This is a genomic window from Amycolatopsis decaplanina DSM 44594, assembly GCF_000342005.1.
Lineage (GTDB): Bacteria > Actinomycetota > Actinomycetes > Mycobacteriales > Pseudonocardiaceae > Amycolatopsis > Amycolatopsis decaplanina.
This window is the reverse complement of sequence record NZ_AOHO01000068.1, coordinates 302,351-327,449: the sequence shown is the minus strand read 5'-3', so window position 1 is coordinate 327,449 and position 25,099 is coordinate 302,351. Positions and strand designations below refer to the sequence as shown.

Annotated in this window: 21 protein-coding genes; 15 read left to right on the top strand and 6 right to left on the bottom strand. The window is 68.7% G+C overall.

Features of this window, described 5'->3' with window-relative positions; all coding sequences use genetic code 11:
• Positions 1 to 490: 490 nt before the first annotated feature.
• The 11 genes from H074_RS26805 to H074_RS26755 are packed head-to-tail and all read left to right on the top strand — an operon-like array spanning position 491 to position 10,403.
• Positions 491 to 1,270 (top strand): hypothetical protein, encoded by a 780-nt coding sequence (locus tag H074_RS26805; protein ID WP_085941020.1) that lies wholly within the window; start codon positions 491 to 493, stop codon positions 1,268 to 1,270.
• A gap of 2 nt (positions 1,271 to 1,272) precedes the next feature.
• Positions 1,273 to 2,076 carry an MlaE family ABC transporter permease gene (locus tag H074_RS26800; RefSeq protein ID WP_007033209.1) on the top strand — a complete coding sequence of 268 codons (804 nt, stop codon included), beginning with the start codon at positions 1,273 to 1,275 and terminating at the stop codon, positions 2,074 to 2,076.
• 4 nt (positions 2,077 to 2,080) lie between these two features.
• A complete protein-coding gene (locus H074_RS26795) occupies positions 2,081 to 2,920 on the top strand; it encodes an MlaE family ABC transporter permease (protein ID WP_007033208.1) in 840 nt (279 codons plus the stop codon).
• Positions 2,917 to 4,164 carry an MCE family protein gene (locus tag H074_RS26790; protein WP_007033207.1) on the top strand — a complete coding sequence of 416 codons (1,248 nt, stop codon included), beginning with the start codon at positions 2,917 to 2,919 and terminating at the stop codon, positions 4,162 to 4,164. The genes H074_RS26795 and H074_RS26790 overlap by 4 nt, the downstream gene beginning before the upstream one ends.
• A complete protein-coding gene (locus H074_RS26785; RefSeq protein ID WP_007033206.1) occupies positions 4,161 to 5,174 on the top strand; it encodes an MCE family protein in 1,014 nt (337 codons plus the stop codon). Before H074_RS26790 ends, H074_RS26785 begins: the two co-directional genes overlap by 4 nt.
• On the top strand, positions 5,171 to 6,181 hold the full coding sequence (locus tag H074_RS26780) for an MCE family protein (protein WP_235096893.1): 1,011 nt from the start codon (positions 5,171 to 5,173) through the stop codon (positions 6,179 to 6,181). Before H074_RS26785 ends, H074_RS26780 begins: the two co-directional genes overlap by 4 nt.
• Complete coding sequence (locus H074_RS26775; RefSeq protein WP_007033204.1) at positions 6,181 to 7,185, top strand: MCE family protein; 1,005 nt, start codon at positions 6,181 to 6,183, stop codon at positions 7,183 to 7,185. The genes H074_RS26780 and H074_RS26775 overlap by 1 nt, the downstream gene beginning before the upstream one ends.
• Complete coding sequence (locus H074_RS26770; protein WP_007033203.1) at positions 7,182 to 8,159, top strand: MCE family protein; 978 nt, start codon at positions 7,182 to 7,184, stop codon at positions 8,157 to 8,159. The genes H074_RS26775 and H074_RS26770 overlap by 4 nt, the downstream gene beginning before the upstream one ends.
• A complete protein-coding gene (locus H074_RS26765; protein ID WP_007033202.1) occupies positions 8,159 to 9,259 on the top strand; it encodes an MCE family protein in 1,101 nt (366 codons plus the stop codon). Before H074_RS26770 ends, H074_RS26765 begins: the two co-directional genes overlap by 1 nt.
• Before the next feature lie 5 nt (positions 9,260 to 9,264).
• Positions 9,265 to 9,768 (top strand): hypothetical protein, encoded by a 504-nt coding sequence (locus tag H074_RS26760; RefSeq protein ID WP_007033201.1) that lies wholly within the window; start codon positions 9,265 to 9,267, stop codon positions 9,766 to 9,768.
• A gap of 11 nt (positions 9,769 to 9,779) precedes the next feature.
• Positions 9,780 to 10,403, top strand: coding sequence for a hypothetical protein (locus tag H074_RS26755; protein WP_007033200.1), 624 nt, complete (start codon positions 9,780 to 9,782; stop codon positions 10,401 to 10,403).
• A 287-nt stretch (positions 10,404 to 10,690) separates the two neighbouring features.
• On the opposite strand, the gene H074_RS26750 is transcribed toward H074_RS26755, so the two are convergent.
• From H074_RS26750 to H074_RS26735, 4 genes are all read right to left on the bottom strand, one after another.
• Entirely contained in the window at positions 10,691 to 11,935 is a 1,245-nt protein-coding gene (locus H074_RS26750) for a helix-turn-helix domain-containing protein (protein ID WP_007033199.1), read from the bottom strand.
• A 36-nt stretch (positions 11,936 to 11,971) separates the two neighbouring features.
• Positions 11,972 to 13,162 (bottom strand): PucR-like N-terminal domain-containing protein, encoded by a 1,191-nt coding sequence (locus H074_RS26745; RefSeq protein WP_007033198.1) that lies wholly within the window; start codon positions 13,160 to 13,162, stop codon positions 11,972 to 11,974.
• 339 nt (positions 13,163 to 13,501) lie between these two features.
• Positions 13,502 to 14,491, bottom strand: coding sequence for an alpha/beta fold hydrolase (locus H074_RS26740; RefSeq protein WP_007033197.1), 990 nt, complete (start codon positions 14,489 to 14,491; stop codon positions 13,502 to 13,504).
• A gap of 339 nt (positions 14,492 to 14,830) precedes the next feature.
• Positions 14,831 to 16,051 (bottom strand): PucR family transcriptional regulator, encoded by a 1,221-nt coding sequence (locus H074_RS26735; RefSeq protein WP_007033196.1) that lies wholly within the window; start codon positions 16,049 to 16,051, stop codon positions 14,831 to 14,833.
• A gap of 313 nt (positions 16,052 to 16,364) precedes the next feature.
• Here H074_RS26735 and H074_RS26730 point away from each other — a divergent pair, with 313 nt between their 5' ends.
• Positions 16,365 to 17,561, top strand: a complete 1,197-nt coding sequence (locus H074_RS26730; RefSeq protein WP_039923449.1) for a PucR-like N-terminal domain-containing protein — start codon at positions 16,365 to 16,367, stop codon at positions 17,559 to 17,561.
• A gap of 153 nt (positions 17,562 to 17,714) precedes the next feature.
• Here H074_RS26730 and H074_RS26725 read toward each other — a convergent pair whose 3' ends face one another.
• A complete protein-coding gene (locus H074_RS26725; protein ID WP_007033194.1) occupies positions 17,715 to 18,929 on the bottom strand; it encodes a lipase family protein in 1,215 nt (404 codons plus the stop codon).
• Between the two features lie 125 nt (positions 18,930 to 19,054).
• A complete protein-coding gene (locus tag H074_RS26720) occupies positions 19,055 to 19,627 on the bottom strand; it encodes a hypothetical protein (RefSeq protein WP_007033193.1) in 573 nt (190 codons plus the stop codon).
• A 487-nt stretch (positions 19,628 to 20,114) separates the two neighbouring features.
• Here H074_RS26720 and H074_RS26715 point away from each other — a divergent pair, with 487 nt between their 5' ends.
• The 3 genes from H074_RS26715 to H074_RS26705 all read left to right on the top strand — a co-directional run bounded on the left by H074_RS26715 (position 20,115) and on the right by H074_RS26705 (position 25,076).
• Entirely contained in the window at positions 20,115 to 21,353 is a 1,239-nt protein-coding gene (locus tag H074_RS26715) for a DUF6801 domain-containing protein (RefSeq protein WP_007033192.1), read from the top strand.
• A 64-nt stretch (positions 21,354 to 21,417) separates the two neighbouring features.
• A complete protein-coding gene (locus H074_RS26710; RefSeq protein WP_039923447.1) occupies positions 21,418 to 22,539 on the top strand; it encodes a DUF6801 domain-containing protein in 1,122 nt (373 codons plus the stop codon).
• 302 nt (positions 22,540 to 22,841) lie between these two features.
• Positions 22,842 to 25,076 (top strand): heavy metal translocating P-type ATPase, encoded by a 2,235-nt coding sequence (locus H074_RS26705; protein WP_007033190.1) that lies wholly within the window; start codon positions 22,842 to 22,844, stop codon positions 25,074 to 25,076.
• Positions 25,077 to 25,099 lie beyond the last annotated feature (23 nt).

The window sequence follows — 25,099 nt, the reverse complement described above, 5'->3', positions numbered from 1 at the left end:
GTTTCGGTGCGGCCGCAATGAACGCGCGCGGACTCCGGGTACGGGTGACAATTCCTCGCCGCCGCCCGCTGACGTGGGTGACAAAAGTGATTTCCCGCGCGGCGAATTCCGTGCCCGACCGCGTGCGTATGACAAAGAAAAGGCGAGGGGTTCGGTGTCCTTGCCGGTGCGGTCCGGCGCGGGTAATTTACCGCTTCCGCGCAAGCGCCGTTTCGGCCGTGTCGCGTATTTCCCCGATTCCCCGGGAGTGACCGTTGTGAAGTTCCCGCTGAAGTACACCTGGCGTGCGACGTCAAGCCTCGTGAGTGGTAATGACGGTTAGAACCGTCATTACCACTCACGAGCCCCAACGCAAAACAGTTACGCCCATGACAACCTTTTCGTTTTCCGGAACCCTCGGCCACGCATTACTTGTCCCTCTGTCGTTCCGCCAGTAGCGTGCTGCACGAGTTGGCCGTTCGGCCGGAGAAGTCGAAGTGAGGAAGCCCGAATGTCAGTGATGACCGGGCGCGTTCTGCGCGCCTTCCTGCTCCCGGCGGTGCTGGGGCTGGGGGCGCTTTCCTTGGCTTCCGCCTCCGCCGACCCCGCGCGGACACAGGTACGACAGGCCGCCCCCGTACCGGAGCCGGCCGCCGCGCAAGCCGGACTGCAGTTCGGCTTCTACGTCGGCGACGAACAACAGCCCACGACCAGCCGCGTCGCGAAACTCGGTTCGGACATCACCTTCCCGCAGGGGCGGTTCGACGGCAAGATCCTCGGTTTCAGCGACACCTCGCCGATCACCGGCAAGCTCAGCATCCCGGTGACGTCGAGCTACTTCGTCTCCTTCCGCTTCATGCCCGCCACCGGCACCGTCGAACTCATCCCCGACGGCGACGCGACCGGTGTCGTCGACGTGGACACCGGAGCCACGGGCGACTGCAAGGAGGTCGGCACCGCCATCTGCGCGCACACCGATGTCACGAACAAGGTGTTCATCAAGCTCTCGAACGTCAAGGTGGACGGCAAGGTCCTCGACGTCGGCCCGAACTGCCGGACCGCGCGGTCGGTCGTGGTGAACATCAAGGCGCTGGTGCCGCTCGCGCTCCCTGCCTCGCCGGTGAAGGTCACCAGCACCTTCGACACGCCCGCGTTCGCCGGCTGCGGGGTGCGTGAAGACCTGAGCCCGCTGCTCACCGGTCTGGTCTCCGGTCCGGGCAACACGCTGGTCACCAACCTCAGGCTGCGATGCGTCGGCGATGGCCCGCCCCCCAACGGATGTGGAGCCTGACGATGGCCAATCCAGTCGCCCTGCTCGCCCGCGCGCCGGAGAAGGCCGCCGCGGGGCTGCGCGAATTCGGCCGCATGTGCGCCATGGGGATCGACGTCGTCCTCGCGATGTTCCGCCGCCCGGTGCAGATCCGCGAGTTCATCCAGCAGTTCTGGTTCATCGCCAGTGTGTCGATCACGCCCGCGATCCTCGTGTCAATCCCGTTCGGCGCGGTCATCTCGCTGCAACTGGGTTCGCTCACGAGCCAGATCGGGGCGCAGCAGTTCAACGGTGCCGCGAGCGTCCTCGCCGTGGTGCAGCAGGCCAGCCCGATCGTGACGACATTGATCATCGCCGGGGCGGGCGGTTCGGCGATCTGCGCGGATCTGGGCGCCCGCTCCATCCGCGAGGAGATCGACGCGATGGAGGTGCTCGGCGTCTCGCCGATCCACCGGCTGATCGTGCCCCGTGTACAGGCGGCCATCGGCGTTTCGGTGCTGCTGAACGGTTTGGTCAGCGTCGTCGGCGTGCTCGGCGGCTACTTCTTCAACGTCATCGTGCAGGGCGGCACACCGGGCGCGTACCTCGCGAGCTTCAACGCGCTGGCCCAGCTGCCCGACCTCGTGGTCAGCTCGATCAAGGCGTTCATCTTCGGTTTCCTCGCCGGCGTCGTCGCCGCCTACCGGGGGCTGAACCCCAAGGGCGGACCCAAAGGCGTGGGCGACGTCGTCAACCAGTCGGTGGTGATCACGTTTTTGCTCCTGTTCTTCGTCAACACGATCCTGACCGCGCTGTACCTGCAGCTCGTCCCGGCGAAGGGAACCTGATCCCGTGACCAGCGTCCCCGAACGGGCCCGTGAGGCGTTCAAACGCCCCGGCAACAGTCTTTTCGAGCTGGGCGACCAGTTGCTGTTCTACATCCGCGCGCTCGCGGCGATCCCGATGGCCGTCACCCGTTACTTCCGCGAGGTGGTGCGCCTGCTCGCCGAGGTGACTTTCGGCAGCGGGGCCCTCGCGGTGATCGGCGGCACCGTCGGCGTGATGGTCGGCCTGTGCGTGTTCACCGGGATCACTGTGGGGCTGCAGGGTTTCAGCGCGCTGAACCAGATCAACATCTCCGCGATGACCGGCTTCCTCACCGCGTATTTCAACACCCGTGAGATCGCGCCGCTCTCGGCGGGGCTCGCGTTGTCGGCGACGGTCGGAGCCGGGTTCACCGCGCAGCTGGGGGCCATGCGGATTTCCGAAGAGATCGACGCGCTCGAAGTGATGGCCGTGCGCAGCATGCCGTACCTCGTCACCACCCGGATCGTGGCCGGGTTCATCGCGATCATCCCGCTCTACGTGATCGGCCTGCTGATCTCCTACCTCGGCTCGCGGGTGACGACGGTGGTCTTCTTCGGCCAGTCCGGTGGGACCTACGACCACTACTTCTCGCTGTTCTTACCGCCTGAAGACGTGCTGTGGTCGTTCGGGAAGGTCCTCGTTTTCAGCGTCGGCGTCATCCTCACGCACTGCTTCTACGGCTATCGCGCCGCGGGCGGCCCCGCGGGCGTCGGGGTCGCGGTCGGCCGTGCCGTGCGGACGTCGATCGTGCTGATCAGCGTGCTCGACCTCTTCCTCAGCCTGGCGATCTGGGGCGCCACCACGACGGTGAAGGTCTCCGGATGAGCGCGCGGGCGCGGACGCAGGCGGCGGGGGTGATCTTCCTCGTCATCCTGGTGCTGCTCGGCTGGCTCGCCGTCGCCATCTTCAACAAGGACTTCGAACGTGCGGAACTGGTCACGCTCAAGACGGACAGGGTCGGCAACCAGCTGGCCCCGCCCGCCGAGGTCAAGGTCCGCGGTGTCCCGTTCGGCGAGGTCAGGGCGGTCCGGGGCACGGCGGAAGGTGCGGAGATCGATCTCGCCATCGACCCGGCGAAGATCGATCAGCTGCCGCGCAACGTCTCGGCGCGGCTGCTGCCGAAGACCGTGTTCGGCGAGCGTTACGTCAACCTCGTGCTCCCGGACCGGCCTGCCGGGGGTTCGCTGCGGGACGGCGATGTCATCGGCCAGGACAGGTCGGCCAACGCGATCGAACTGGAACGCGTCCTCGGTGATCTGCTGCCCCTGCTGCGGGCGGTGCAGCCGCAGAAGCTGAACAGTTCGCTGGGCGCGATCTCGCTCGCGCTCGACAACCGCGGGAAGTCGTTGGGGGACAGCATCGTCCAGCTCAACGATCTCCTCGGCCAGGTCAACCCGCTGATGCCGCGGTTCAAGGCCGACATCAGCGGTCTCGCCGACGTGGCGGACCTGTACACCGGTGCCGCACCGGACATCCTCAAGGCGCTCTCGGATCTCTCCACGACCGCGAAAACCATTGTGGACACTCGTGCGGACCTCGACAAGTTGTACGCCAGTGTCACCACCGCGAGCGGCGACCTGAACAAGTTCCTGATGCAGAACAAGGACAACATCATCGGCGTCAGCGTGAAGAGCAGGCCGACCCTGGAGCTGCTCTCCCGCTATTCACCCGAGTTCCCTTGCCTGTTCGACGCGGTGAACCGGCTCAAGCCGGTGATGGAGAAGGCCTTGGGCAAGGGCACCGGCGAACCCGGATTGCACGTGACGCTGTCCGTCCACGACCCACGCGACAAATACGTGCCGGGACGGGACGATCCGCGGTTCGACCAGAAGGGCGGTCCGCGGTGTTACGGCGGGGGCGGGGGCCGGGGCGGGGGCGGGGGAGAGATTTCGGTGGCGGTTTCCTTCGCCGCCGATGGGGACCTCGGCCCGGCCAATTCGAAGGGGGAGCGGGGGCTGGTCGCCGAGATCCTGGCGCCGTCGCTCGGGATGAAGCCGGCCGAGGTCCCGGACTGGAGCAGCGTGCTCGTGGGCCCGGCGTTGCGCGGTACGGAGGTGACCGTCCGATGAGGAGTATCGCGGGGCCGGCGATCAAAGGCCTGATCTTCTTCGTGATCACCGTGGTGGCGACCGGGATCCTGGCCATCACCATCGCCAACTCCGGGGTCGGCACGACGGTCGGCTACACGGCCAGGTTCACCGACGCCACGTCGGTCAACCCCGGCGACGAGGTCCGGATGTCCGGTGTCCGCATCGGCCAGGTGGATTCGGTCGGGGTGGTCGAGCGGCGTCTGGCTGACGTGCGGTTCTCGATCGAGAACAAGCGCCGCCTCACCTCCGGGGCCACGGTCACCATCAGGTACCGGAACCTCGTCGGCCAGCGGTATCTTTCGATCGATCCCGGCCCGGACGGACCGGCGGCCTTGGCCGAGGGAGCGCTGATCCCGCCGGAGCGGACTCGTCCGGCGCTGGATCTCACCGCGTTGTTCAACGGGTTCAAACCGCTGTTCCAGGCACTGTCGCCGAACGACGTCAACCAGCTGTCCTTCGAGATCGTCCAGGTGCTGCAAGGCGAGGGAAGCACCATCGACAGCCTCCTCGAACACACCGCTTCGCTCACGAACACCTTGGCGGGCAAGGACGAGGTGATCGGCCAGGTGGTCGGAAACCTCAACACGGTGCTCGACACGCTCAATTCGCAGGGTGATCAGTTCGACAAGCTCGTCGACGTCACCGCGCAACTGGTCTCCGGGCTCGCCGGTGACGCGAAACCCATCGGGCAGGCGATCGGCGGGCTCGGTGAGCTCACCACGGCCACCGCGGACCTGCTGCAGGACGGCCGCGCGCCGCTGAAGGACAGCATCAACACCCTCGGCGACCTGTCGAAGAACCTTGCCGACAATACCCCGGTATTCGAGCAGTTCCTGGCGAACCTCCCGAAGAAGCTGGACCGGATGGGCGCGATGGTCTCGTACGGTTCGTGGTTCAACTTCTATTTGTGCTCGGTGAAATCGGACGCGCCACCCGCCCCGGGCGGCCCGCCGGTCGGCATCCCGCTGACCCAGGGACGGTGCCGGTGAAAGCGCCCAGGATCAAACCGTTCCGCAGCCGCAACCCCATCGTCGTCGGCGCCGTCACGGCCCTGCTGATGGCGGTGGCGGGCTCGGCGACCTTCTTCTCCGACGATCTCCCTCTGGTCGGCGGCGGTACCACGTACGCGGCGGAGTTCACCGAAGCCGCCGGACTCAAACGCAACGACGAGGTCCGGGTGGCGGGTGTCAAGGTCGGCGAGGTGTCCGACGTCCTGCTGGACGGTGGCCGGGTCAAGGTCCTGTTCCGGGTCAAGGACACCTGGATCGGCAATCGCACCACCGCCTCGATCAAGATCAAGACACTGCTGGGACAGAAGAACCTGGTCCTCGACCCGGTCGGCAACGCCGAACTGGATCCGGACGAGTCGATCCCGGTGCAGCGCACGAGTTCCCCGTACGACGTCACGACGGTCTTCAACGACCTCGCGAACACGGTGGGCGCGATCGACACCGATCAGCTGGCGAAGGCGTTCGGCACCTTGTCGGAAACGCTCGGCGCCTCCACCCCGCAGGACGTCCGGACCGCCTTCGACGGCATCACCGCGCTGTCGAAGACGCTCGCTTCCCGGGACCAGGAGCTGGTGAAGCTGTTCGAGAACACGAACAAGGTGTCCAAGACGCTCGGGGATCGGTCGCAGCAGATCGAGGCGCTGATCCGCGACGGCAACACCCTGCTCACGGAGCTGAACGCGCGCAAGGACGCCATCGCGAAGCTGTTCAGCGGGGTGAAGAACCTGTCGGTGCAGCTCAAGGGTCTGGTGGCGGACAACCAGAAGACGCTCGGGCCCGCGCTCGATCAGCTCGATCGCGTCGCCACCGTGCTGCAGCGCAACCAGGACAAGCTCAACGAGAGCCTGCGGCTGGCCGGCCCGTTCTACCGGCTGCTCGGCAACGCGGTCGGCAACGGCCGCTGGATCGACACCTACATCTGCGGGCTCGTCCCGACCGGCGGCACACCGGGCAGCTGCATGCCTTCGAGGAAGGGGGGACGCTGATGGGGCGCCACTTCACGTTGTCGGATCTCGGGGCGCACGCCCGGCGGCGGGCCTGGGTGCGGCGGCTCGCGCTCGCCGTCGTCGCGGGGCTGGTGGTGACGGCGGTTTGGCCGCTGGTGACCCGGCAGGCCGACCGCGTCCTGACCGGGTTCTTCACCGCGACCGTCGGGGTGTACCCGAATACCGAGGTGCGGGTGCTCGGCGTCCCGATCGGCTCGGTGACCAAGGTCGAACCGCGCGGCACGAACGTCGAGGTGACGATGTCGGTGCGACCCGACGTCAAGCTGCCCGCCGACGTCGGCGCCGTCGTGATCACACCGAGCCTGGTCGCCGACCGGTACGTGCAGCTCACCCCGGTGTACCTCGGCGGACCGGAGCTGGGCGGGGACGGCCGGATCCCGCCCGAGCGCACCGTCACCCCTGTCGAGGTCGACGAACTACTGGGCAGCCTCAACCAGCTGATGACCGCGCTGGGGCCGAAGGGCGCCAACCGGGACGGGGCGGTCAGCGACGTCCTGACCAAGGCCGCGACCTACCTCGACGGGAACGGCGGCAAGCTCGGCGAGGCGATCAAGAACCTCGGTGAGTTCGCCAGAACGGCGAGCGATTCCAAGGACGACCTGTTCAACTCGGTCGACAACATCAGCAAGTTCACCGCGATGCTCGCCGCGAACGACGGCAAGGTGAAACAGGCGATCCAGCAGATCTCCTCGCTCAGCAAGATCCTGGCCGATCAGCGGGACCAGTTCTCCGGCGCGATGACGGAACTCACCGAAGCGCTCGGCGTGGTGCAGGGCTTCATCAAGGACAACCGGGGCAAGGTCAAGTCCGATGTGGACAAACTCGCCGAGATCACCAAGCTGCTCGGTCAGCAGAAGGCGTCGCTGGGCGAAGCGCTCGACACCGCGCCGAACGCGCTGGCGAACGTGCTCGGCGCGTACAACCAGGGCGCGGGGACACTGGACGGACGAGGGAACATCACCGAATTCTCGGGGGCGAAATGAAAACCCGGCTCGCTGCCGTCCTGGTCCTCGTGCTGGCCGCCACCGGATGCAGCGGCGGTGTCGACGTCTACGACATTCCGCTGCCGGGAGGTGCCGCGCTGGGCAGCCGCCCGATCCACGTCACGGCGAGCTTCACCAACGTGCTGGACCTCGTGCCCCAGTCCGGCGTGAAGGTCAACGACGTCCCGGTCGGCCAGGTGCGGACCGTCGATCTGGCGCCGGACGGCCGCAGCGCGGTGGTCGGGCTGCTCATCAACGGCGACGTGAACCTGCCGGCCAACGCCGTCGCGCGGCTGCGGCAGGCGAGCATCCTCGGCGAGAAGTTCGTCGAGCTCGCTGCGCCCTCCGACGGGACCCCGAGCGGCCGGCTGGCCGACGGCGCGGTGATCCCACTGGCCGGCTCTTCGCTGACCCCGGAGATCGAGGAGGTCTTCGGCGCGCTTTCCCTGCTGCTCAACGGTGGCGGTGTCGCGCAGGTGCAGAACATCACCCGCGAACTCAATGACGCGCTCGGCGGCAAGGAGAGCGCGGCACGCAGCCTTCTGTCCAATTTGGACGTGTTCGTGCGCGGGCTCGACGAACACAAGGCGGAGATCACCCGCGCCATCGAGAGCGTCAACAAGCTCGCTGCGACGCTGAACGCGAACACCGAAGAGATCAAGACGACGCTGAACGGGCTCACCCCCGGAATCGAAGTCCTGAACCAGCAGCGTCAGGCGCTGGTCGGGATGCTGAAGTCGCTGGACGGGCTCACTTCGGTCGCGGTCGACACGGTGAACCGCAGCAAGGACGACCTCGTCGCCGATCTCAAGGCGCTCGAACCGTTGCTGCGGAAACTGGCCGACTCCGGGGACAAGCTGCCGAAGGCGATGGAGATGATCTTCACCTTCCCGTTCCCCGACGCCGCGCTCGAGGCCATCCGCGGTGATTACCTGAACACGTTCCTGACCTTCAAGAACAGTGGTGGCCGCTGATGCTGACCAAGTTCGTCCGAGTGCAGTTGGTGGTCTTCGTGACCATCGCGGTCCTCGGCGTCGCGTACGTCGGCGCGACCTATGCGGGGCTGGACAAGTTGGTGCTCGATCGCGGGTACACCGTCAAAGTACGGCTAGCCACCGGCGGCGGCATCTTCAGCAACGCCGAAGTCACCTATCGGGGCGTGCCGATCGGCAGGGTCGGCGAACTGCGGCTGACCTCCTCCGGGATGGAGATGGACCTCGAAATCGAGCCGGGCGGCCCGGAAGTACCCGCGGACACCGAGGCCGTCGTCGCCAACCGATCCGCCGTCGGCGAGCAGTACGTCGACCTGCGGCCGCGTCGCGGCGACGGCGCCATGCTGCGGGACGGTTCGGTGATCGCCGAGGCGGACACGAAGATCCCGCTGCCGGTGGACGTCGTCCTGTCCAGTGTGGACTCTTTCGCCAACTCGGTGCCGAAGCCCGCCCTGCGGACCGTGGTCGACGAGCTGTACAACGCGACGTCCGACGCCGGCCCGGCGCTGGACCAGCTCGTCGGACGGGGGATCGAGTTCGTTCGGGAGGCGAGCGCGCATGTCGGCCCGCTGACCAGGTTCGTGACCGACGCCCAGACCGTGCTCGACACCCAGGTCTCGCAGGCGGACGCGATCCGCTCGTTCGGTGCCAACGCCAAACTGCTCGCCGCGACGTTGAAGAGCTCGGACGGCGATCTGCGACGGCTGATCCCGGCCGTTCCGGCGGCCGCGAACGAGGTCAGCACGCTCCTGCGGGAGACCGGGCCGAGCCTGGGCATCCTGCTGGCGAACCTGCTGACCACCGCGGACGTGCTGGAAACGCGGCAGGACGGCATCGAGCAATTGCTGGTCACCGCGCCGAAAGCGGTCGCCGCGGGGCACGCGATCATGGGGCCGGACGGCGCGCACGTCGGTCTTTCGCTGACGTTCTTCGATCCGCCGCCGTGCGTCACCGGTTACGGCACCGGCTACCGCGACGGGCTCGACACGTCGCCGCGTCCGTTGAACACCGCGGCGCGCTGTGCCCTGCCGAAGGGCGACCCGACGAACGTGCGCGGTTCGCAGAACGTGCCGGGAAGGTGAAGGCCATGACCAGATTCGCCGCATTCCTCGCAGCGGTCGCCACCGCGTCGGCGGCGTGGTTCGGCTACTCGTGGTGGGACGCCAGCCGCGACGACGGCGTCGCACGGGCGACGGTCCGCGAGGAGGCGTTGCAGGTGGGCAGACAGGCTGTCGCCGCACTGACCACTTTGGACTATCGGCAGGCGGAGCAGGGTTATCAGAACTGGCTGAACCTGTCCGGCGGCGCGTTGCACGACGAGCTGGCGCGGGACCGGGAAGGCGGACTCGGCCGGATCGGCCAGGCGAAGACCGTGACCACCGGCAGGGTCGTCGACGCCGCGGTGACCGAAGTGGACAGCGGTGGCGGGACGGCCGAGGTGATCGCTTCGGTCGAACTCGAGGTGCGGCCCGAAGGCGGGGAAGCCGTGACCAAGCACAACCGGTTCCGCGCCGGTCTGAACCGGACGCCGGACGGGTGGCGCGTCACGTCGCTCGGCCAGGTGCCGGTGACCGACACCGGAAAGCCCTGACGGAGGACGGTATGACCACGAAACGAGCCGTCAAGCCGGCGCGGCGCGCGGTGAAGGTGGCCGGGAAAATGGGCGGGAGCCCCCGGGTTCTCGAAGCGCCCGAGGAAGTCCCTGACGAGGCTCCGGTCGTTGCTCCGGTGCGGCGGCGGGGTGTGTTCGTGTTCGGCGCGGTCGCGCTGGTGATGGCGGGCTTCGCGGGGTGGTTCGCGATCGAGGCGCGGGACGCCACGGCGGTATTGACGCACAACACCGCGCTGACCGACGTCGCCACCACCGCGGAGGTGAGCGACCAGATCGGCAAGGCGCTCGGCACGGTCTTCTCCTACCGCTACGACGACCCCGCCAAGAGCGAGCAAGCCGCGAAAGAGGTCCTCACCGGGCCGGCGCTGGGGCAGTACGACCAGCTGTTCGCGCAGGTCCGGGGTCTCGCGGCGGAGCAGAAACTGGTCGTGACCTCGACCGCGGTGGTCTCGGGTGTCAAGGTGCTCGACGGGGACCGGGCGTCACTGCTGGTGTTCCTCGACCAGACCGGCGTGCGCGGGGACGGGCAGCGCAGTACGGGCGCGGCTCAGCTGAGCGTCAGTGCCGAACGGGCCGAGGGCAAGTGGCGCGTGACCGCTCTGGCCGCCGCCTGACCCCCGCCCCCTGTCGCAATTGGTCACCTACTTGCGAGGGGTGCGCGGGTCTCGTGATCGTTGATGAAGGAATTAGGACACTCGACGTCCCGGTTCCTTCATCGACATGAGGTGGCCCCGTCCCGGGCCATGATCGAGCCCGGCGGCCGACACCTCGCCCACCCGCACCAGCCCCACCGCGGCACCGCTCGGGTCGCGTGCATGAAGTCCGTGAAGGCCTCCTTGAGGGACCCAGGGTCCCTCAAGGAGGCCTTCACGGACTTTCGTGGTCGGCACCCTTGGCGCCGTCAGGAAGGGGCGGCCCGCAGGGCCAGGATCATCTCGAACCGCCGCTCAGGATCCCGCAGCCCGTCAGCGAACAGCGCCTCCAGTTCCTGAGCGCGGGACCGCACCGTCTGCGGGTGCACCGCGAGCCGTTCCGCCACCTCGCGGACGTTCCCGCAGGTCTCCAGCCACGCCAGCAGCGTCCCGGCCAGCCGCGAATGCTGCTTCCCGGTCAATCCGGCCAGCGGCCCGAGCCGTTTCCGGACCAGTTCGGCGGCCAGGAACGGTTCCTTGAGCAGCCACAGGCGCGAAAGATGGTCGACGCACCACGTCACGGGCTCGTCGGCGAGTGCTCCGGAGTCGACGAGCCGCAGGGCCTCTCGTGCGGCTCTCAAGGAACGCGCCGCGAAACCGGGCGGTACGGCGGGGCCGATCGCGGCTCGACTGCCTGCCAGGTCTTCGGCGAATCGCTCCCGTTCGTCCGGTGCCGGAGCGGGGAGCAGCAGACAAGGGGAGGCGCTTTCGAAGTCGGCCAGCGCGGTCGAGGCGGCCGCCGGGGCTTCGTCCGGCTGCTGGTCGAGGGCGACGGCGACGAGCAGGTCCGGAAGTTGCCACCGCGCGAGGTCTGCGGCGTGTTTGACGACCTCGGGCGGTGACGGCGGCTCGGCGAGCAGGAGCTCCATCAGGCGGTGCCGCCGGCGCTCCAGTGCGCCGGCGGCCTTTTCCCGCGCCTCCGCGTGGCCCTCGACCGACAGCGCCGACAGCTCGTCGATGTAGGCGAAGATGGCTTCCGCGAGGAGGCACAGCGTCGCCGAAGGCACCCCCGCGCGGCGGCCGGCCTCGGCCACCCGGCGCCAGGTCACCCTGGCGCCGACGCGGTACGCCGCCTGGAGGACGTCGACGTTGCGGCCTTGGTGGAACTCCTGGACACCCAGGCTCAGGAACACGCTCCGGCGGTCCTCCGACGGCGCTTCCGGGTTCACGATCCGTTCCACGAACTGCAGGAAGGCCATCTGGACGCCGGTCTTGAGCGCCTTCCCGAAGGCGCCGTCCAGCGGCCGCGCGTAGTCGGGGATGGTCCGCTGGATCTCGCGGACCACCTCCCCGGCCACGTCGGCCAGTACCGGCCGGAACACGGTCGCCAGCTCTCTCGGCAGCAGCGCCCAGAGCTGGACCGGACGCCCGCTCGACCCGCCCGGCCGGGCGGGCGTGAGCAGCGGACCGTACGTCGCCTCGACCCCGCTGCGGGCGTCCTGCGGTCGGGTCACCTCGTCACCTCATTGTGAGTGGGGAACGCTGATCTGTCAGTCCTCGGCGAGCAAGGCCTCCGCGCGCAGGGCGATCTCCATGTCGAGCCGGTCGTCGGCGTTGTTCAACCGGTCGCCGAAGAGATCGATGAGCTGGTGCATGCGGTACCGGACGGTCTGCGGGTGGACCTTGAGCTTCTTCGCGATCTCCGGAGCGCTGCCCCGCGACTGGAGCCAGATCAGCAACGTCTCCCCGAGCCGCGCCCGCTGTTTGGGGGTGAGGTCTTCGAACGGGGCGAGGCTGCGCGTGCACAGCTCGCGGACCAGGAACTCGTCGGCGAGCAGCCACAGGGTGGACAGGTGATCGCTGTACCGCGTGACCGGATTGTCCGGCAGCACCCCGCGCTGGACCAGCCGTAGCGTGCGGCGTGCCCACAGCAAGGAGCGCGGCGCTTCGGTGAGCCGCACGGCCGGGCCGATCACCGCGCGCCAGCCGGGAAGCCGTTCGGCGAGGTCCTTCAGGTGCTTTTCGGGATCGCCGGTGACCAGACAGGGTTTGGGACCTTCGAAGTCGACCAGGACGTCGGCGTCCAGGTCGGCGCTGTCGGGGTCCAGCGGGCCGAGCCGTCGCTCCAGTGCGACGACCGTGATCTCGGCGGGCAGCGCCCACTGGGCGTTGGCGGCGTGGGACGCGATCGACTGCGGTGAGGACGGGGGATCGGAGAGCATCAGTTCGAGCAGCCTGCGCCTGCGTCTCGCCCTGGTGCCCGCGGCCCGCTCCTGCGCGGCCGTGTAGCCCTCGATCGACAGTGCGGAAATCTCGTCCACGTAAGCGAAAATCGCCTCGGCCGCGGTGCACAGGAGATCGGCGTCCGCTCCGATCGCCTGCCCGAATTCCGAAACGTGCCGCCACGCGACGCGACCGCCGACGCGGTAGGCCGTCTGCAGGCAGTCGAGGCTGCGGCCCTCGTTGAACTCGACCTTCCCGAGGTTGCGGAACACCGCCGACCACTTGTCGAGCGGGGCCGTCCCCTGTCCGACGGTATCGAGGCAGTGCAGGATCGCCTGCCGGATACCCTGCGTGATGATCTGTCCGAACGCGCCTTCCAGTGGCTGCGCGTACTCGGGGACGGCTCGTTGCACCTCCTGGAGGATGGCTCGTGCCAAGGGGTCGGCCCGCGGCCGGAACCGCTCGCCGAGGTCTCTGGGCAGTGACGCCCACAGTCCATTCGCGCCGGTGCTGCGCACAGGTCGGTTCTCCACTGGGGTTCTCGGTGCCGGCGTGAAGGCGCGCGGTCGCTGGACCGGACCCGGTGGCTGGCGGTGCGGGGTGGCGGGGTGACGCACGTCGGGGTCGGGCCGTGCGGTCCGCAGATCGTGCCGCGAGAATCCGGTATCCAAGTCGGTCATGTTTTTATCCTTGCTGGCAACAAAATCAGCCTCTTCAACGGTGAAGCCGATCCAGATTTTGTGGCTCACGCAACATAAAATCCGGCCGAGAGGACTGTCAACGGCTGGCGGGGGCTTGATCGGCCACCTGGATGGACTACACCCGAACGGGTGGTCCGATCCGGCGGTGAGTGACATTTAGGCAGGCCGGAGATGGCGTCCGGATGACAATTTTTCCGGGACGTTTTCCTGCGTCTCCGCCGCCTCGCTGGCGCGGATGAGCACCTCGACGACCTCGTCCAGGGTCAACCGGGCGGGTGCGGTCCCGGCGAGGAAGCGTTCGAGCTCGTCGGCGAACCGGACCGGGTCGGCCACATGTGGAAAGTGTTTCGCATTTTTGAACACCGTCAATCGGCTGTCCGGCAGCACTTCGGCGGTCTTGCGGCCGTGGGCGACCGGGATGAGCGGGTCGTGCGCGCCCCAGATGACGAGCGTGGGCACCTGCCGGGCGAGGTAGAGCTTGTCGATCGCGCTCGCGCGCTGACCCCGGAGGTCGATCAGGCTGCGCGCGATGAACAGGAACGCCCGCCGCCTGCCCGGATCGGCCAGTGACGCGAGGTGACGGGTCAGCTCCCGGGTCTCGGGGGAGAGCTTCCCGCCGAGAGAGCGGCCGGCCGCGGCCAGCCCGCGGGCGATCGCGACGGTGACCGGGTTGACCGCGAGGGACAACGTCACCTTGGCCCCCGGCAGCGCCGTAGCGCGTAGTACCGAGGTCACCTGCGGGCCGAGCCCGGCGCTGCCCACGAGCACCAGCCGGGCGCACATCTCGGGGAACTGGTAGGCGAACTGCATCGCGATCCCGCCGCCGAGGGAGTGCCCGACGATGGTCGCGTGCCGGTTCCCGGTGAGCGCGAGGATGTCGCGGACCACGCTGGCCATCGCGCCGAGGCCGTAGTCGGCCCGCGGGGAGGCCGAATCGCCGTGGCCGGGAAGGTCGGGGACGAGGACGCGGCGCCCGAACCCGGTCCGCTCGAAGTGGTCGAGCAACGGGGCCCAGGTCTCGCCGCTGCCCGAGATCCCGTGCAGCAGCACGAGTGCCTCGCCCGCGACGTCCTTTGTGGACGGAACGTATTCCCGCAGCCGGATTTCCCGTCCGTGCAGGGTCAGTGTGCGCGCTTCGAGGGCCATGTCCCGCCTTTCCGTTGTCAGGCGTCAAAATAACGTGTGGAACGCCGGGTTCGTCAGCGTGTCGCGGGACACGTCCGGCAATTGCGACCCGGGTGACAAGAATTCCGGGACCGACCCCGAGCCGGATGCCAAAACCGGGACGTCCGGGCAATTGCGCATCGACATTTTCCCGCCGTCCCGGTATTCAGGAAAGCGTCGGTAAACACCCGTCACCACGGAGAAAAGCGATGGCCTGCCGGGCGGACTTCCACGTCGATCAGCCGAGGGCGAAGCGCGCCCGCCGAGGTCTCCGCTGGGTCCTGCCCGCCGTGCGGCCATCGGAACGGCGGGTCCGGCGCGTCAGTTCCCTGGTGTCCCTTCGCCGCGGCGGTGGGCGCGCATGAGCCGCCGCGCGCGCAGTGCGAGTTGCATGTTCAGCCGGTCGTCGGCGTCCCTGAGGCGGTCGCCGAACAGTTCCTCCAGTTGACGGAGGCGGTTCCGCACGGTCTGCGGGTGCACGCCGAGCCGTTGCGCGATCTCCGGTGCCCCACCGCGGGTTTCCAGCCACGCCAGCAGGGTTTCGCTGAGCCGCTCCTGCTGCTTCCCGCTCAGCGAGGTGAACGGGTCGAGGCTCTGCTTGGCGAGTTCGGCGCCGAGGAAGTCCTCGGCGAGCAGCCACAGCGTGGCGAGGTGATCCCGGCACCAGATGACCGGACCGGGCGCGTCCTGTCTGGTCAGCAGTAGCGCGCGGCGGGCGGTGCGGAGGGCGGCCGGGGCGTCGGCGAGCGGTACGACGGGGGAGACCGCCACGCGCCAGCCGTCAAGCGAGTCCTTCAGCGGGGCGAGATCGGTGTCGGGATCCGCGGTGAGCAGGTACGGCTCGGCGGTGTCGAGGTCGGCCAGCACGGTGTCGTCCAGGAGGTGGGTGGGGAAGGCGGCCGCGCCGGGAGCACGCTGAAGCGCGACCATCGCCGCGGCCCCTGGCACCCGCCAGCCGGCGCCGTCGGCCAGGCTGGCGATGCTGCACGCGGACCCTTCCGGCGCTTGGGCGATCAGTTCCAGTAGACGGCGGCGCCTGAGCGGGATCGCGCCCGCCGCCCTGGCCTCGGCTTCCTGATACCCCTCGATCGTCGTGGCGCACAGTTCGTCGACGTAGACGAAGACTGATTCGGCCGCGAGCGCGATGACGTCGAGGCCGACACCGAGCCCGCGCACGATGGGCCGCATCGCCCGCCATGCCGCCCGTGCGCCGATGGTCACGCTGTCGTGCAACGGTTCCAGGCTCCGGCCCTCGGTGAACTCGATCCGCCCGCGCATGCGGTAGAAGTCGATCCAGCGGTCGTGGGGCACGTGTGGATCGCCGATGCAGTCGACGTAATGCCGCACCGCCCGCTCGCAGGAAACGACCAGGACACGGCCGAAGACGCCGCGCAACGGCTGCGAATACGCGGTGACCGATCGTTGCACCTGTTTCACCATGGCGGCCGCGGCGTGCCCGGTATACGGACGCAGTTCTTCGCCGAGCGAACGCGGCAACGCCGCCAGCATGCCGAAACCGCGGTACTCGACCACCAAGACCACCCTTTGATTTTCTTCGAACCTGGGAGAAAAACATGAATCCGTTTGCATAACCACGTCGGATCGACGGGAACGGTGCGGGCCGTTTGTACTGGATCGGCGGACGGCCTGTACCCCGAATGTGACGTTGAATTTGCAACGGAAAGTCGCGACGCTCAGCGAGGTGACAACGAGCGGGTGTTTCGGTGTGACGTCTTTTGACACGGATGTGGCGACGGTTCTACGCTCCGTGCATTCGAGTGCGCCGGTGGCGCGCGGACGAAAGGGAATTGGTGCCCGTAATCGTCGGCCTACTTCACAGCGGGGGATCGCACACGTGAGCTGGCAGCCCGTTGGCGCGTTGTGGGCACGCCTGCCGAGGGAACTCGGCGACGCCGTCCGCCCGCGGATCCCGGCGATCGCCCGGCACTGCGTCGAAGGCGTGGTGTCCGAGATCGCTGAATGCGCCGAAGTGTTCAGTGACGACGAGGCCCGTGCCGCGGCCGTCGAGCTGACCAGGCGCAGTATCGAACGCGCCATCGACAGGGTCGGCGTTCCCGAACTCCTGCAGAACGACCTGCTGGTGGATTTCCGCGCGCAGGGCCGGCTCGCGTTCCAGCAAGGACTCAGCCGGGAGGCCGCGCAGGCGGCGTTCAGGGTCTCGAGCCGGGTGTTGTGGCGTTCGATCGCCGCGATCGGCCGCCGGCTCCAGCTCCCGGGTGACGTCCTCTATGGCGCGGCGGAGTGCCTGTTCGGCGACGTCGTCGAAGTGACGATGGCGCTGACCGACGGGTACAACGCCGCGCAGGCGGAGGCGACCGGTCCCGCGGAGCAGCGGGCCAGGTTGTTCCGGCTGCTGACCGGTGGCGCCGGGTACAGCCAGGCCGACGCCGGGGCGCTCGCCGTCGCCATCGGCTGGCGGATCCCGGACCGGATCACCGCGGTCGTCTTCACCGCGGCGCCCGATGCGCCCTCGTTCCCGCCGGGCCTGTTGCCCTCGGCGGTTCCCGTGGACCTCGTCTCCGGCACGCCCGGCGCGCTGGTGGCCTGTCCGGAAGCCGACCTGAGCGGCCTGCGGGAACTGCCGTCCGGCTGGTCGGCGACGGTCGGGGTGTCCGTCCCGACGGCGCAGGCCGCCGAGTCGTTCCGGATCGCGCGCCGCGCGTCCGAACTCGCCCAGCGGGGGATGATCACCGCGGTCGGCCCGGTGCTGTGGTGCGAGGAGCACATCACCACGCTCCTGTTGCTCGCCGACGAGTTCCTGCTCGACCGGCTGGCCGGAGAGGCGCTGGAACCGTTGTCGGGGCTGGCGCCGCGCCAGCACGACGAGCTGGCGGCGACCCTGCTCACGCAGGTGCAGACGCGGGGGAGCGCGCCCGAGATCGCCCGGCGGCTCGCCGTGCACCCGCAGACGGTGCGCGCGCGGCTGCGGCGGCTCACGGAGCTGTTCGGTGAGCGGCTCGACGATCCGGATCAGCGGCTGCGGATCGAACTGGCGCTGCGCGCGGAACGGCTGCGGCTCGCCGACGCCTGACGTGCTCCCGCCACCGGGGGCACCCAGCGTCGGGACAGCCGGTACGCGAGGACGGTCGCCACGACGGTGGCGAACCGGAGCGGCTCACGCCGCTTCCCGGTCCGCGCACCGTCGTCCACAAAGGACGTGGGGACGGTTCTGAGCACCGACGGCTCAGCAGTTCGACGTCACCGGGGCGCCCGCGACCCGGTCCTTGAGGAAGGCGAGCACGTCGGCGTTACCGGTGTAGACCGCCGTGATGTGGTCGGTGTCGAAGGTCTTCCAGATCGCCTTGACCCCTGCGGCGCAATAGGCCTTGTGCAGCGCGTCGGCCTGGGCGAACTGCACGAGCTGGTCCTGGGTGGCGTGGTAAAGGAACACCGGGACCTTGGGAGGTGTGCCGCCGAGCTTGTTCTCGTTGAGCCGCTTCACCCACTCCGGCCGCACGTAGCCGGCGCTGGTCGTGTAGTCGGCGATCTTCTGGTTCGCGTAGGTGGTGAGCAGCTCGAACGTGCACGCGCTCTTCTGCATCTCCGCCAGTTTCGCACGGCCGTTGTCGCTGAGGAACGAGTCCAGTTTCAGTTCGGGATAGGCGTTGTCCAGGCCGATCAGGGCGTAGGCGAAGACGCCGAAACCGAACTTCCCGTCGAGCTGCAGCGTGACCTGGACGAGGTCGGCGGGCACACCGCCGGCGGCGACGCCGACGAGGTTCAGTTCCGGTGCGTAGGCCGGTTGCAGTTCACCGGCCCAGGCGGCCGCCCCGCCGCCTTGCGAGTACCCGCGGAAGAGCACCTTGGCGTCGGTGGACAGTTTCGCCTCCGGCAGGCGCTGCGCGGCGCGGACCGCGTCGATCACCGCCGGGCCTTCCGAACGCCCGACCACGTACGTCGTCTTCGGATCCTGGCGATAGCCCTCGTAGTCGGTGAGCGCGACGGCGTATCCGGCGTCGAGCGCGTCGTCGAGACCCGACTGCTCGTAGAACGCGCCGATGTCGATCATCTTCGACGGAGTGCAGTCGAAGGCCGGACCGTGCGTACCGGCGGCGAACGAGACGATCGGCGCCTTCGCCGGGTCCACGTTCTTCGGCACCAGCACGGTCCCGGTCACCGCGTCCGGTCGCCCGAGGGCGTCCGTCGACAGGTACATCACCTGCCACGCGTTGACAGAATCCTTACGCGGACCGGCTTTCGAGACACGCGAGCGGATGATGTCCCCCGGCTTGCCCGCCGGGAGCGGGGACGGCGGGGTGTAGAACGAGTCGTCGGGCGCCGCCGGGGTGGCGGAGCTCGCCGGGCTGCCGCTCAGCGCGGTCAGGAGACCGGCGGACAGGACGATCGCCAGCGCGACGGCGAGTGTCCGGCGGGACGGGCGGGGGAACGGGGTCGGCACGGCCGGGCCTCCAGGGCGGGTGGGCTGGTTGCGGATGCGGGGAGCGTCGCGAAAGCCACTTTCGAGACGTCAGGTGTCCCGAAAGTGGCTTTCGCGACACCGCTCGGACTTCGCGCGCGCAGGGGTCAGGCGTTGCCGCCGTAGACCTGGCGGCAGGTCGTGGACTCGGCGAACGCGAGATCGAGTTCCGGGTTGGCGCGCAGATGCTTGATCGGGCCTTCCGGCTCGCTCAACCCGCTCATCGTGCTGTCGGCGTCGGCGACCACCTTCTGAAGGCTCGCCTGGTCGGTGACCTTCGCGTCCTGCATCTGCGTAAGGGTGGTGGAGATCTTCGACTTGGTCTCGCCGAGCGTGGTGGTGGCCTTGTCCACAGCGGACTGTCCATCCGGGACCGGTGGGACCCCGGCGTTCCGGATCCCGCCTGCCATGTCGTCGAGCGCGGCGGAGAGCGAGTTCAGGAAACCCACCATGGCTGTCTTCGTCCCCTGCGGGTCGGCAGGGTCGAACGCGGGCGGCTGGGACAGCTTCGCCGAGCCCGTCGCGACGCCCGAGCACACCTTGTCCACCCAGGCGAGCGCGGCCGGGTCGGCATGCCTGCCGGCGTCGGCTGGTTCGTCGGACCCGCAGGCGCTCGACAGGACCGCCACGGCGGTCACGGAGACGGTGGCGAACGCGATTCGCGCTGCCGTGCGGCGCATTCTTTTCATGGTTTCCCCGTCGAATTCGGCGAAAGAGGGCCTGTCCCGGCACGACGAGCGGGATTCCGCGGTGGTCGGCGGTGACCGGCTTGCTGAACCGCGAGGTTACTCACGAAAGAATCCGGCAGGCAAGGCGGGGGCGGCCCGGAAAAGGGTGATTGGCACGCGCGAGATAGTTTCCCGCGGTGCGATTGTCACCCTCGTCAGCGGTTCCGCGAGTGGCTTTACTTGGCTCTGAACTGGGGAAACCCATGTGCTGTTACTAGGAACCGTCCGGTCGCACCGTGTCAGCGTGACAATTTACCGGTGCCGCGTCAACTTTTCCGGGGAAGCACTTGATAGCGATGCGGACGCGTCGTTAGTTTACTGTTCGGTTGCGATCCGTCAGACATCGTCGCTACCCGGAGAATTCTCCCGGGCCGATATTCATTGCTCTGGGGAATTGTACGCCGTTTCGTATCATCGTTGATACCACGGAAGGACGATCGTGAGTCACCGAAGAGGAACCAAGAAGGCGGTCGCCGCCGCCGCTGCCGGTGCCGTGGGGCTTGCCACCGCGGTACTCGTGGTCGGGGCACAGTCCAGTGTCGCCGATCCGATCTCGCTCCCGCTCAACTACCACTGCGACCTGCCGCTCGTGGGGTCGCAGTCGCTGAAGGTGGTGATCAACACCGATCTTCCGCTGTCGGTCAAGACCGGTCAGCCGACCGGCACGTTCGACATCAAGGCCGTCTCCACGATCAACGCGGACACGGTCAGCGGGCTCAACCTGATCGGTGCGACCACGCTGGAAGGCCAGGCCATCGCGGCGGCGACCGTGGCGGCACCGGGGCTCAACCTCCCGGTCAAGGTCCCGAACGACATCGCCAAGCAGAACATCCCCACCTCGGGCGAGATGACGGTCAACGCGGCGGGCAAGACGCCTTCGCTGACCTTCAACCAGCCCGGCGAGGCGAAGATCACCGTGGGTGACCTGCAGCTGAAGGTCACCCCGCGCAAGGCCGACGGTTCGGTCACCGGCATCACGCCGGACGGCACGATCGACGCGCCGTGCACGCAGGATCCCGGCCAGAACAACACCCTGGCCACGATCAAGATCGGTGACGGTGGCGGCGGCACGACCACGCCGACGACGCCCACCACCCCGACCACGCCCACCACACCCACGACGCCGACCACGCCGACGACCCCGCCCACTACCACCACCACGCCAGGTGGCGGCGGGATCAAGTACGCGTTCGGCATCAAGGGACAGACCGCGCTGAAGACGCTCGGCAGCACCGCGCCGATCAACGGCGGCTTCGACGCGGACGTCGACCTGGCTTCGAAGACCTTCACCGGTGACCTCAAGCTCGACCCGTCGTCCACCCAGTTCAAGCTGTTCGGGTTCATCGACGGTCGTTCGGACATCAAGGTCGAGCAGGTCGGCAAGCAGTCCGGTGAGCTCGTCGGCACCGGGTTCAAGGCGCACATCAAGTTCAACGTGTTCCTGCCGAGCGTGCAGATCTTCGGGATCCCCATCAGCAACGACCCGAAGTGCGGCACGGTCAGCCCGTCCACCAGCGAGATGACCACCGGTCCGGACTTCGACCTGCTCAAGGGCGGGAAGCTGTCGGGCACCTACTCGCTGTCGGCCCTGCAGAACTGCGGTCAGCTGAACGACTGGATCAGCGCGTTCGCCAAGAGCGACGGCAACACGCTCGATCTGAACCTCACCAAGAAGTAAGTCAGGCAGCCGGTCCCCGTCGCGTTCCGTGACGGGGACCGGTGCCGTTTCCGGGAAGGCGACCATGCCCCTTCGCATCAACGTCCGGATGCTGCTCGCGGCGGGCCTCACCGTCCTGCTCACGGCAGGCTGCCTGCTGTTCGTCGCCGTCCGCGGCGCGGCGGCGGGTACGCCCGTCGACAAGAAACTGTCGTTCACCTGCCCGTTCCCGCTGATCGGGCTGCAGAAGCTCGACGTGAACATCAAGGCCGACTTCGAGGTGCCGACCGCGCCCGGCGGCACCCTCACCACCTCCGGGCTCACCATCACCGTGACCGTGCCGGACAAGGCGGCGCGCGGACTCGACCTCGTCGGCGCCACCACCATCGAAGGCACCGCGGCGGCGGGCGTGACGCTGGTCAACGGCGACGCGAACCCGCTTCCGGTGCGCATCCCGCTGAACGTCGCCAAGACCGACATCCCGCCGTCCGGCACGTTCAGCCCGGTGGCGACCGGCTCCGTGCCCACGGTGACGCTGGCGAAACCGGGCAAGACGACGCTGACCGTCGGTGACTTCACCACCCGCCTCACCCCGAAGAAGGCCGACGGCTCCTTCACCGGGCTCGGCTCGTTCACCTCGGACTGCACGCTCGACCCCGGCCAGGACCCGGTCCTGCTCTCCTTCGAACTCGGCGAAAAGCCCGCGGGGCACCGGTATGCGATCGCCGGGAAGACGGCCGTCAAAGCACTCGGTGCCGCGGCGCCGCTGACCGGCACCTTCGATCTGAGCCCCACCTCGGCGACGGTGTTCAGCGGCGGGCCGGTGTTCGACAAGGCGCACGTCGACTTCCGGCTGTTCGGCTTCCTGCCGGGCGCGGCCGATCTGGAGTTCGTCGCCGAGGGACCGCAGGGCGGCGACCTCGACGGCGCCGGTTTCGTCGCGCGACCCCGGTTCACCACCGTCCTCCCGCTCGTGACGCTTGTCGGGATGCCGGTCAGCACAGGGCCGGGCTGCCGGACGTCGGCCCCGTCGACGGCGGAACTGCGCACCGGCGACGGCTTCACCATGGCGCAGGGCGGCACGCTCACCGGCACCTACTCGCTGGCGCCGCTGACCGGCTGCGGCGCGTTCACCTCGTACGTGAGCACGCTCGTCCAGGGAGACGGCAACACCTTCGAACTCGCACTGACCCCACGCCAGGCCTAGTACTGCGGGGCGAAAGCGCGACTCCCGTGATCAGACACGTGACTCGCGTGATCAGACGGCGAACTCGCGTGACTGGACGCCGTACTTGGATGTACGACTCTGATCACGCGAGATCCGTCTCTGATCACGCGAGTGCGGCGTTGGACCGAAGCCTGACTCGGGACACCTGTTTCCACCACCACCGCAGTAGTCGGGCCGACGGCGGGTCCGGTTCCCGGCGGCGGTAATCTGCCTTGCGACACCACCCGGGACACCTGTTCCACCACCGAGGAACCACTGGTGAATCCCGGGAGTGCCACGAAATGACTGTTTCCGCGCCGGAGACCGCCGTCCGCACGGTGGAACTGACCGTGTCGGGGATGACCTGCGCCGCCTGTTCGGCACGGGTGGAACGCACGCTGAACAAGCTGGACGGTGTGCGCGCGTCGGTGAACTACGCGACCGAGCGCGCCACCGTGCAGGTGCCCGAAGCGCTGGCCGCCGACGTGCTCATCGAGCGGGTCCGCAAATCCGGCTACACGGCGGCGATCCGCGGGGAAGAGGATCCGGACATCGGCTTCGCCCGGGTCCGGGATCTCCGGCGTCGGCTGGTCGTCGCCGCTCTGCTGGCGATCCCGCTGGGGAACCTGTCGATCACGCTCGCCTTGGTGCCGCGGCTGCGGTTCCCGGGCTGGGAACCGCTGTGCCTCGCACTGGCCGTTCCCGTGGTGTTCTGGTCCGCGCTGCCGTTCCATCGCGCCACGCTGCGGAACCTCCGTCATCGGTCGTCCAGTATGGACACTTTGGTGTCGCTGGGGGTGCTCTCGTCGTTCGCGTGGTCGGCGTGGTCCGCCTTCGCGGGCGGCACCGAGCCCGGGTACTGGATCGGCTTCGGCCCGACGGCGGCCGGCGCCGACGCGATCTACCTCGACGTCGCCGCCGGGGTGACCACCTTCCTGCTGGCGGGCCGGTACTTCGAGAGCCGGTCCCGACGCAGTGCCGCCGGACTCCTGGCCGCGCTGGACGCCTTGGCCGCCAAGGACGTCCGGGTGCTGCGGGACGGGGCCGAGCGCATGGTCCCGATCGGCGAACTGGCCGTCGGTGATCTGTTCGTGGTCAAGCCGGGGGAGTCGATCGCCGCTGACGGTGCCGTCCACAACGGACTGTCTACTGTGGATGTCAGTGCGGTGACCGGCGAGCCGGTGCCCGCGGAAGTCGCCACGGGAGACCGGGTCATCGGCGCTTCGGTGAACCGGGACGGCAGGCTCGTCGTCCGCGCGACCGCGGTCGGTGCGCACACCCAGCTGGCGCAGATGACCGCGCTGGCCGAACGCGCGCAGGCCCGCAAGGCCGCGGTGCAACGTCTGGTCGACCGGATCTGCGCGGTGTTCGTCCCCGCCGTGCTCGGCGTCGCCGTGCTGACACTCGCGGTCTGGCTGCTCGGCGGTGCACCCGCCCGTGAGGGTTTCGCGGCGGCCGTCGCCGTCCTCATCATCGCCTGCCCGTGCGCGCTCGGGCTGGCGACGCCGACCGCGCTGATGGCCGGGGTCGGCCGCGGCGCTCAGCTCGGCATCCTCATCAAGGGGCCCGACGCGCTCGAGGCGAGTCGCACGGTCGACACCGTCGTGCTGGACAAGACCGGCACCGTCACCACCGGGAAGATGACCGTCACCGCGTGCCGTCCCGCCGACGGGTTCACCACCCCGGAACTGCTGCGGTTCGCCGGGGCCGTGGAGGCCGGTTCGGAGCACGCCATCGCGGCGGCCGTCGTGACCGCGGCCCGGGCCGAACTGCCGGCCCTGCCCCCGGTCGAACGATTCGGCGCACTGCCAGGGCTCGGCGCGAAGGGCGAGGTCGAGGGGCACGAAGTCCTCGTCGGCAACGCGCGCCTGTCCGCCGATCACGAGATCGCTGTCCCCGATGATTTCACGGCCGCCGAACGTGACGGCGCGACGGCGATCCTGGTCGCGGTGGACGGCCGCGTCGCCGGGCACTTGGTGATCCGGGACGTCGTGAAACCGTCGGCACGGGCCGCGGTCGACGCCCTGCACGCGCTCGGTCTCCGGACCGTGCTGCTGACCGGCGACAACGAAGCCGCCGCCCGGGTGGTCGCGGACGAGATCGGCGTCTCCGACGTGCGAGCCGGAGTGCTGCCCGCGGAGAAGGCCGCGGTCATCGAGGAACTGCGGGCCGGCGGAGCGCGGGTCGCGATGGTCGGCGACGGGATCAACGACGGTCCGGCGCTGGCCACCGCGGATCTCGGCATGGCGATGGCCCAAGGCAGCGACATCGCGGTGCGCTCGGCCGACATGGTGCTGGTCCGCGAAGACCTGCGCGTGGTCCCCGACGCCATCCGGCTCGCCGACCGCACCCTGCGGATCATCCGGGGGAACCTGGTCTGGGCGTTCGGATACAACGTCGCCGCGATCCCGCTGGCCGCGCTGGGACTGCTGAACCCGTTGATCGCCGGGGCGGCGATGTCGCTGTCCTCCGTGCTCGTCGTGTCCAACAGCCTGCGGCTCAAGGACTTCGGGCGGGCGGACCGACGCGCTGCGTGACACTTCCGGGTGGTTTTGTACCA

What these genes read in the sequence shown, in the direction of transcription:
- H074_RS26775 (WP_007033204.1), top strand. Translation starts at nt 6,181, where the DNA reads ATGGGGCGCCACTTCACGTTGTCGGATCTCGGGGCGCACGCCCGGCGG.
- H074_RS26770 (WP_007033203.1), top strand. Translation starts at nt 7,182, where the DNA reads ATGAAAACCCGGCTCGCTGCCGTCCTGGTCCTCGTGCTGGCCGCCACC.
- H074_RS26785 (WP_007033206.1), top strand. Translation starts at nt 4,161, where the DNA reads ATGAGGAGTATCGCGGGGCCGGCGATCAAAGGCCTGATCTTCTTCGTG.
- H074_RS26705 (WP_007033190.1), top strand. Translation starts at nt 22,842, where the DNA reads ATGACTGTTTCCGCGCCGGAGACCGCCGTCCGCACGGTGGAACTGACC.
- H074_RS26740 (WP_007033197.1), bottom strand. Translation starts at nt 14,491, where the DNA reads ATGGCCCTCGAAGCGCGCACACTGACCCTGCACGGACGGGAAATCCGG.
- H074_RS26760 (WP_007033201.1), top strand. Translation starts at nt 9,265, where the DNA reads ATGACCAGATTCGCCGCATTCCTCGCAGCGGTCGCCACCGCGTCGGCG.
- H074_RS26765 (WP_007033202.1), top strand. Translation starts at nt 8,159, where the DNA reads ATGCTGACCAAGTTCGTCCGAGTGCAGTTGGTGGTCTTCGTGACCATC.
- H074_RS26805 (WP_085941020.1), top strand. Translation starts at nt 491, where the DNA reads ATGTCAGTGATGACCGGGCGCGTTCTGCGCGCCTTCCTGCTCCCGGCG.
- H074_RS26755 (WP_007033200.1), top strand. Translation starts at nt 9,780, where the DNA reads ATGACCACGAAACGAGCCGTCAAGCCGGCGCGGCGCGCGGTGAAGGTG.
- H074_RS26790 (WP_007033207.1), top strand. Translation starts at nt 2,917, where the DNA reads ATGAGCGCGCGGGCGCGGACGCAGGCGGCGGGGGTGATCTTCCTCGTC.
- H074_RS26800 (WP_007033209.1), top strand. Translation starts at nt 1,273, where the DNA reads ATGGCCAATCCAGTCGCCCTGCTCGCCCGCGCGCCGGAGAAGGCCGCC.
- H074_RS26720 (WP_007033193.1), bottom strand. Translation starts at nt 19,627, where the DNA reads ATGCGCCGCACGGCAGCGCGAATCGCGTTCGCCACCGTCTCCGTGACC.
- H074_RS26710 (WP_039923447.1), top strand. Translation starts at nt 21,418, where the DNA reads ATGCCCCTTCGCATCAACGTCCGGATGCTGCTCGCGGCGGGCCTCACC.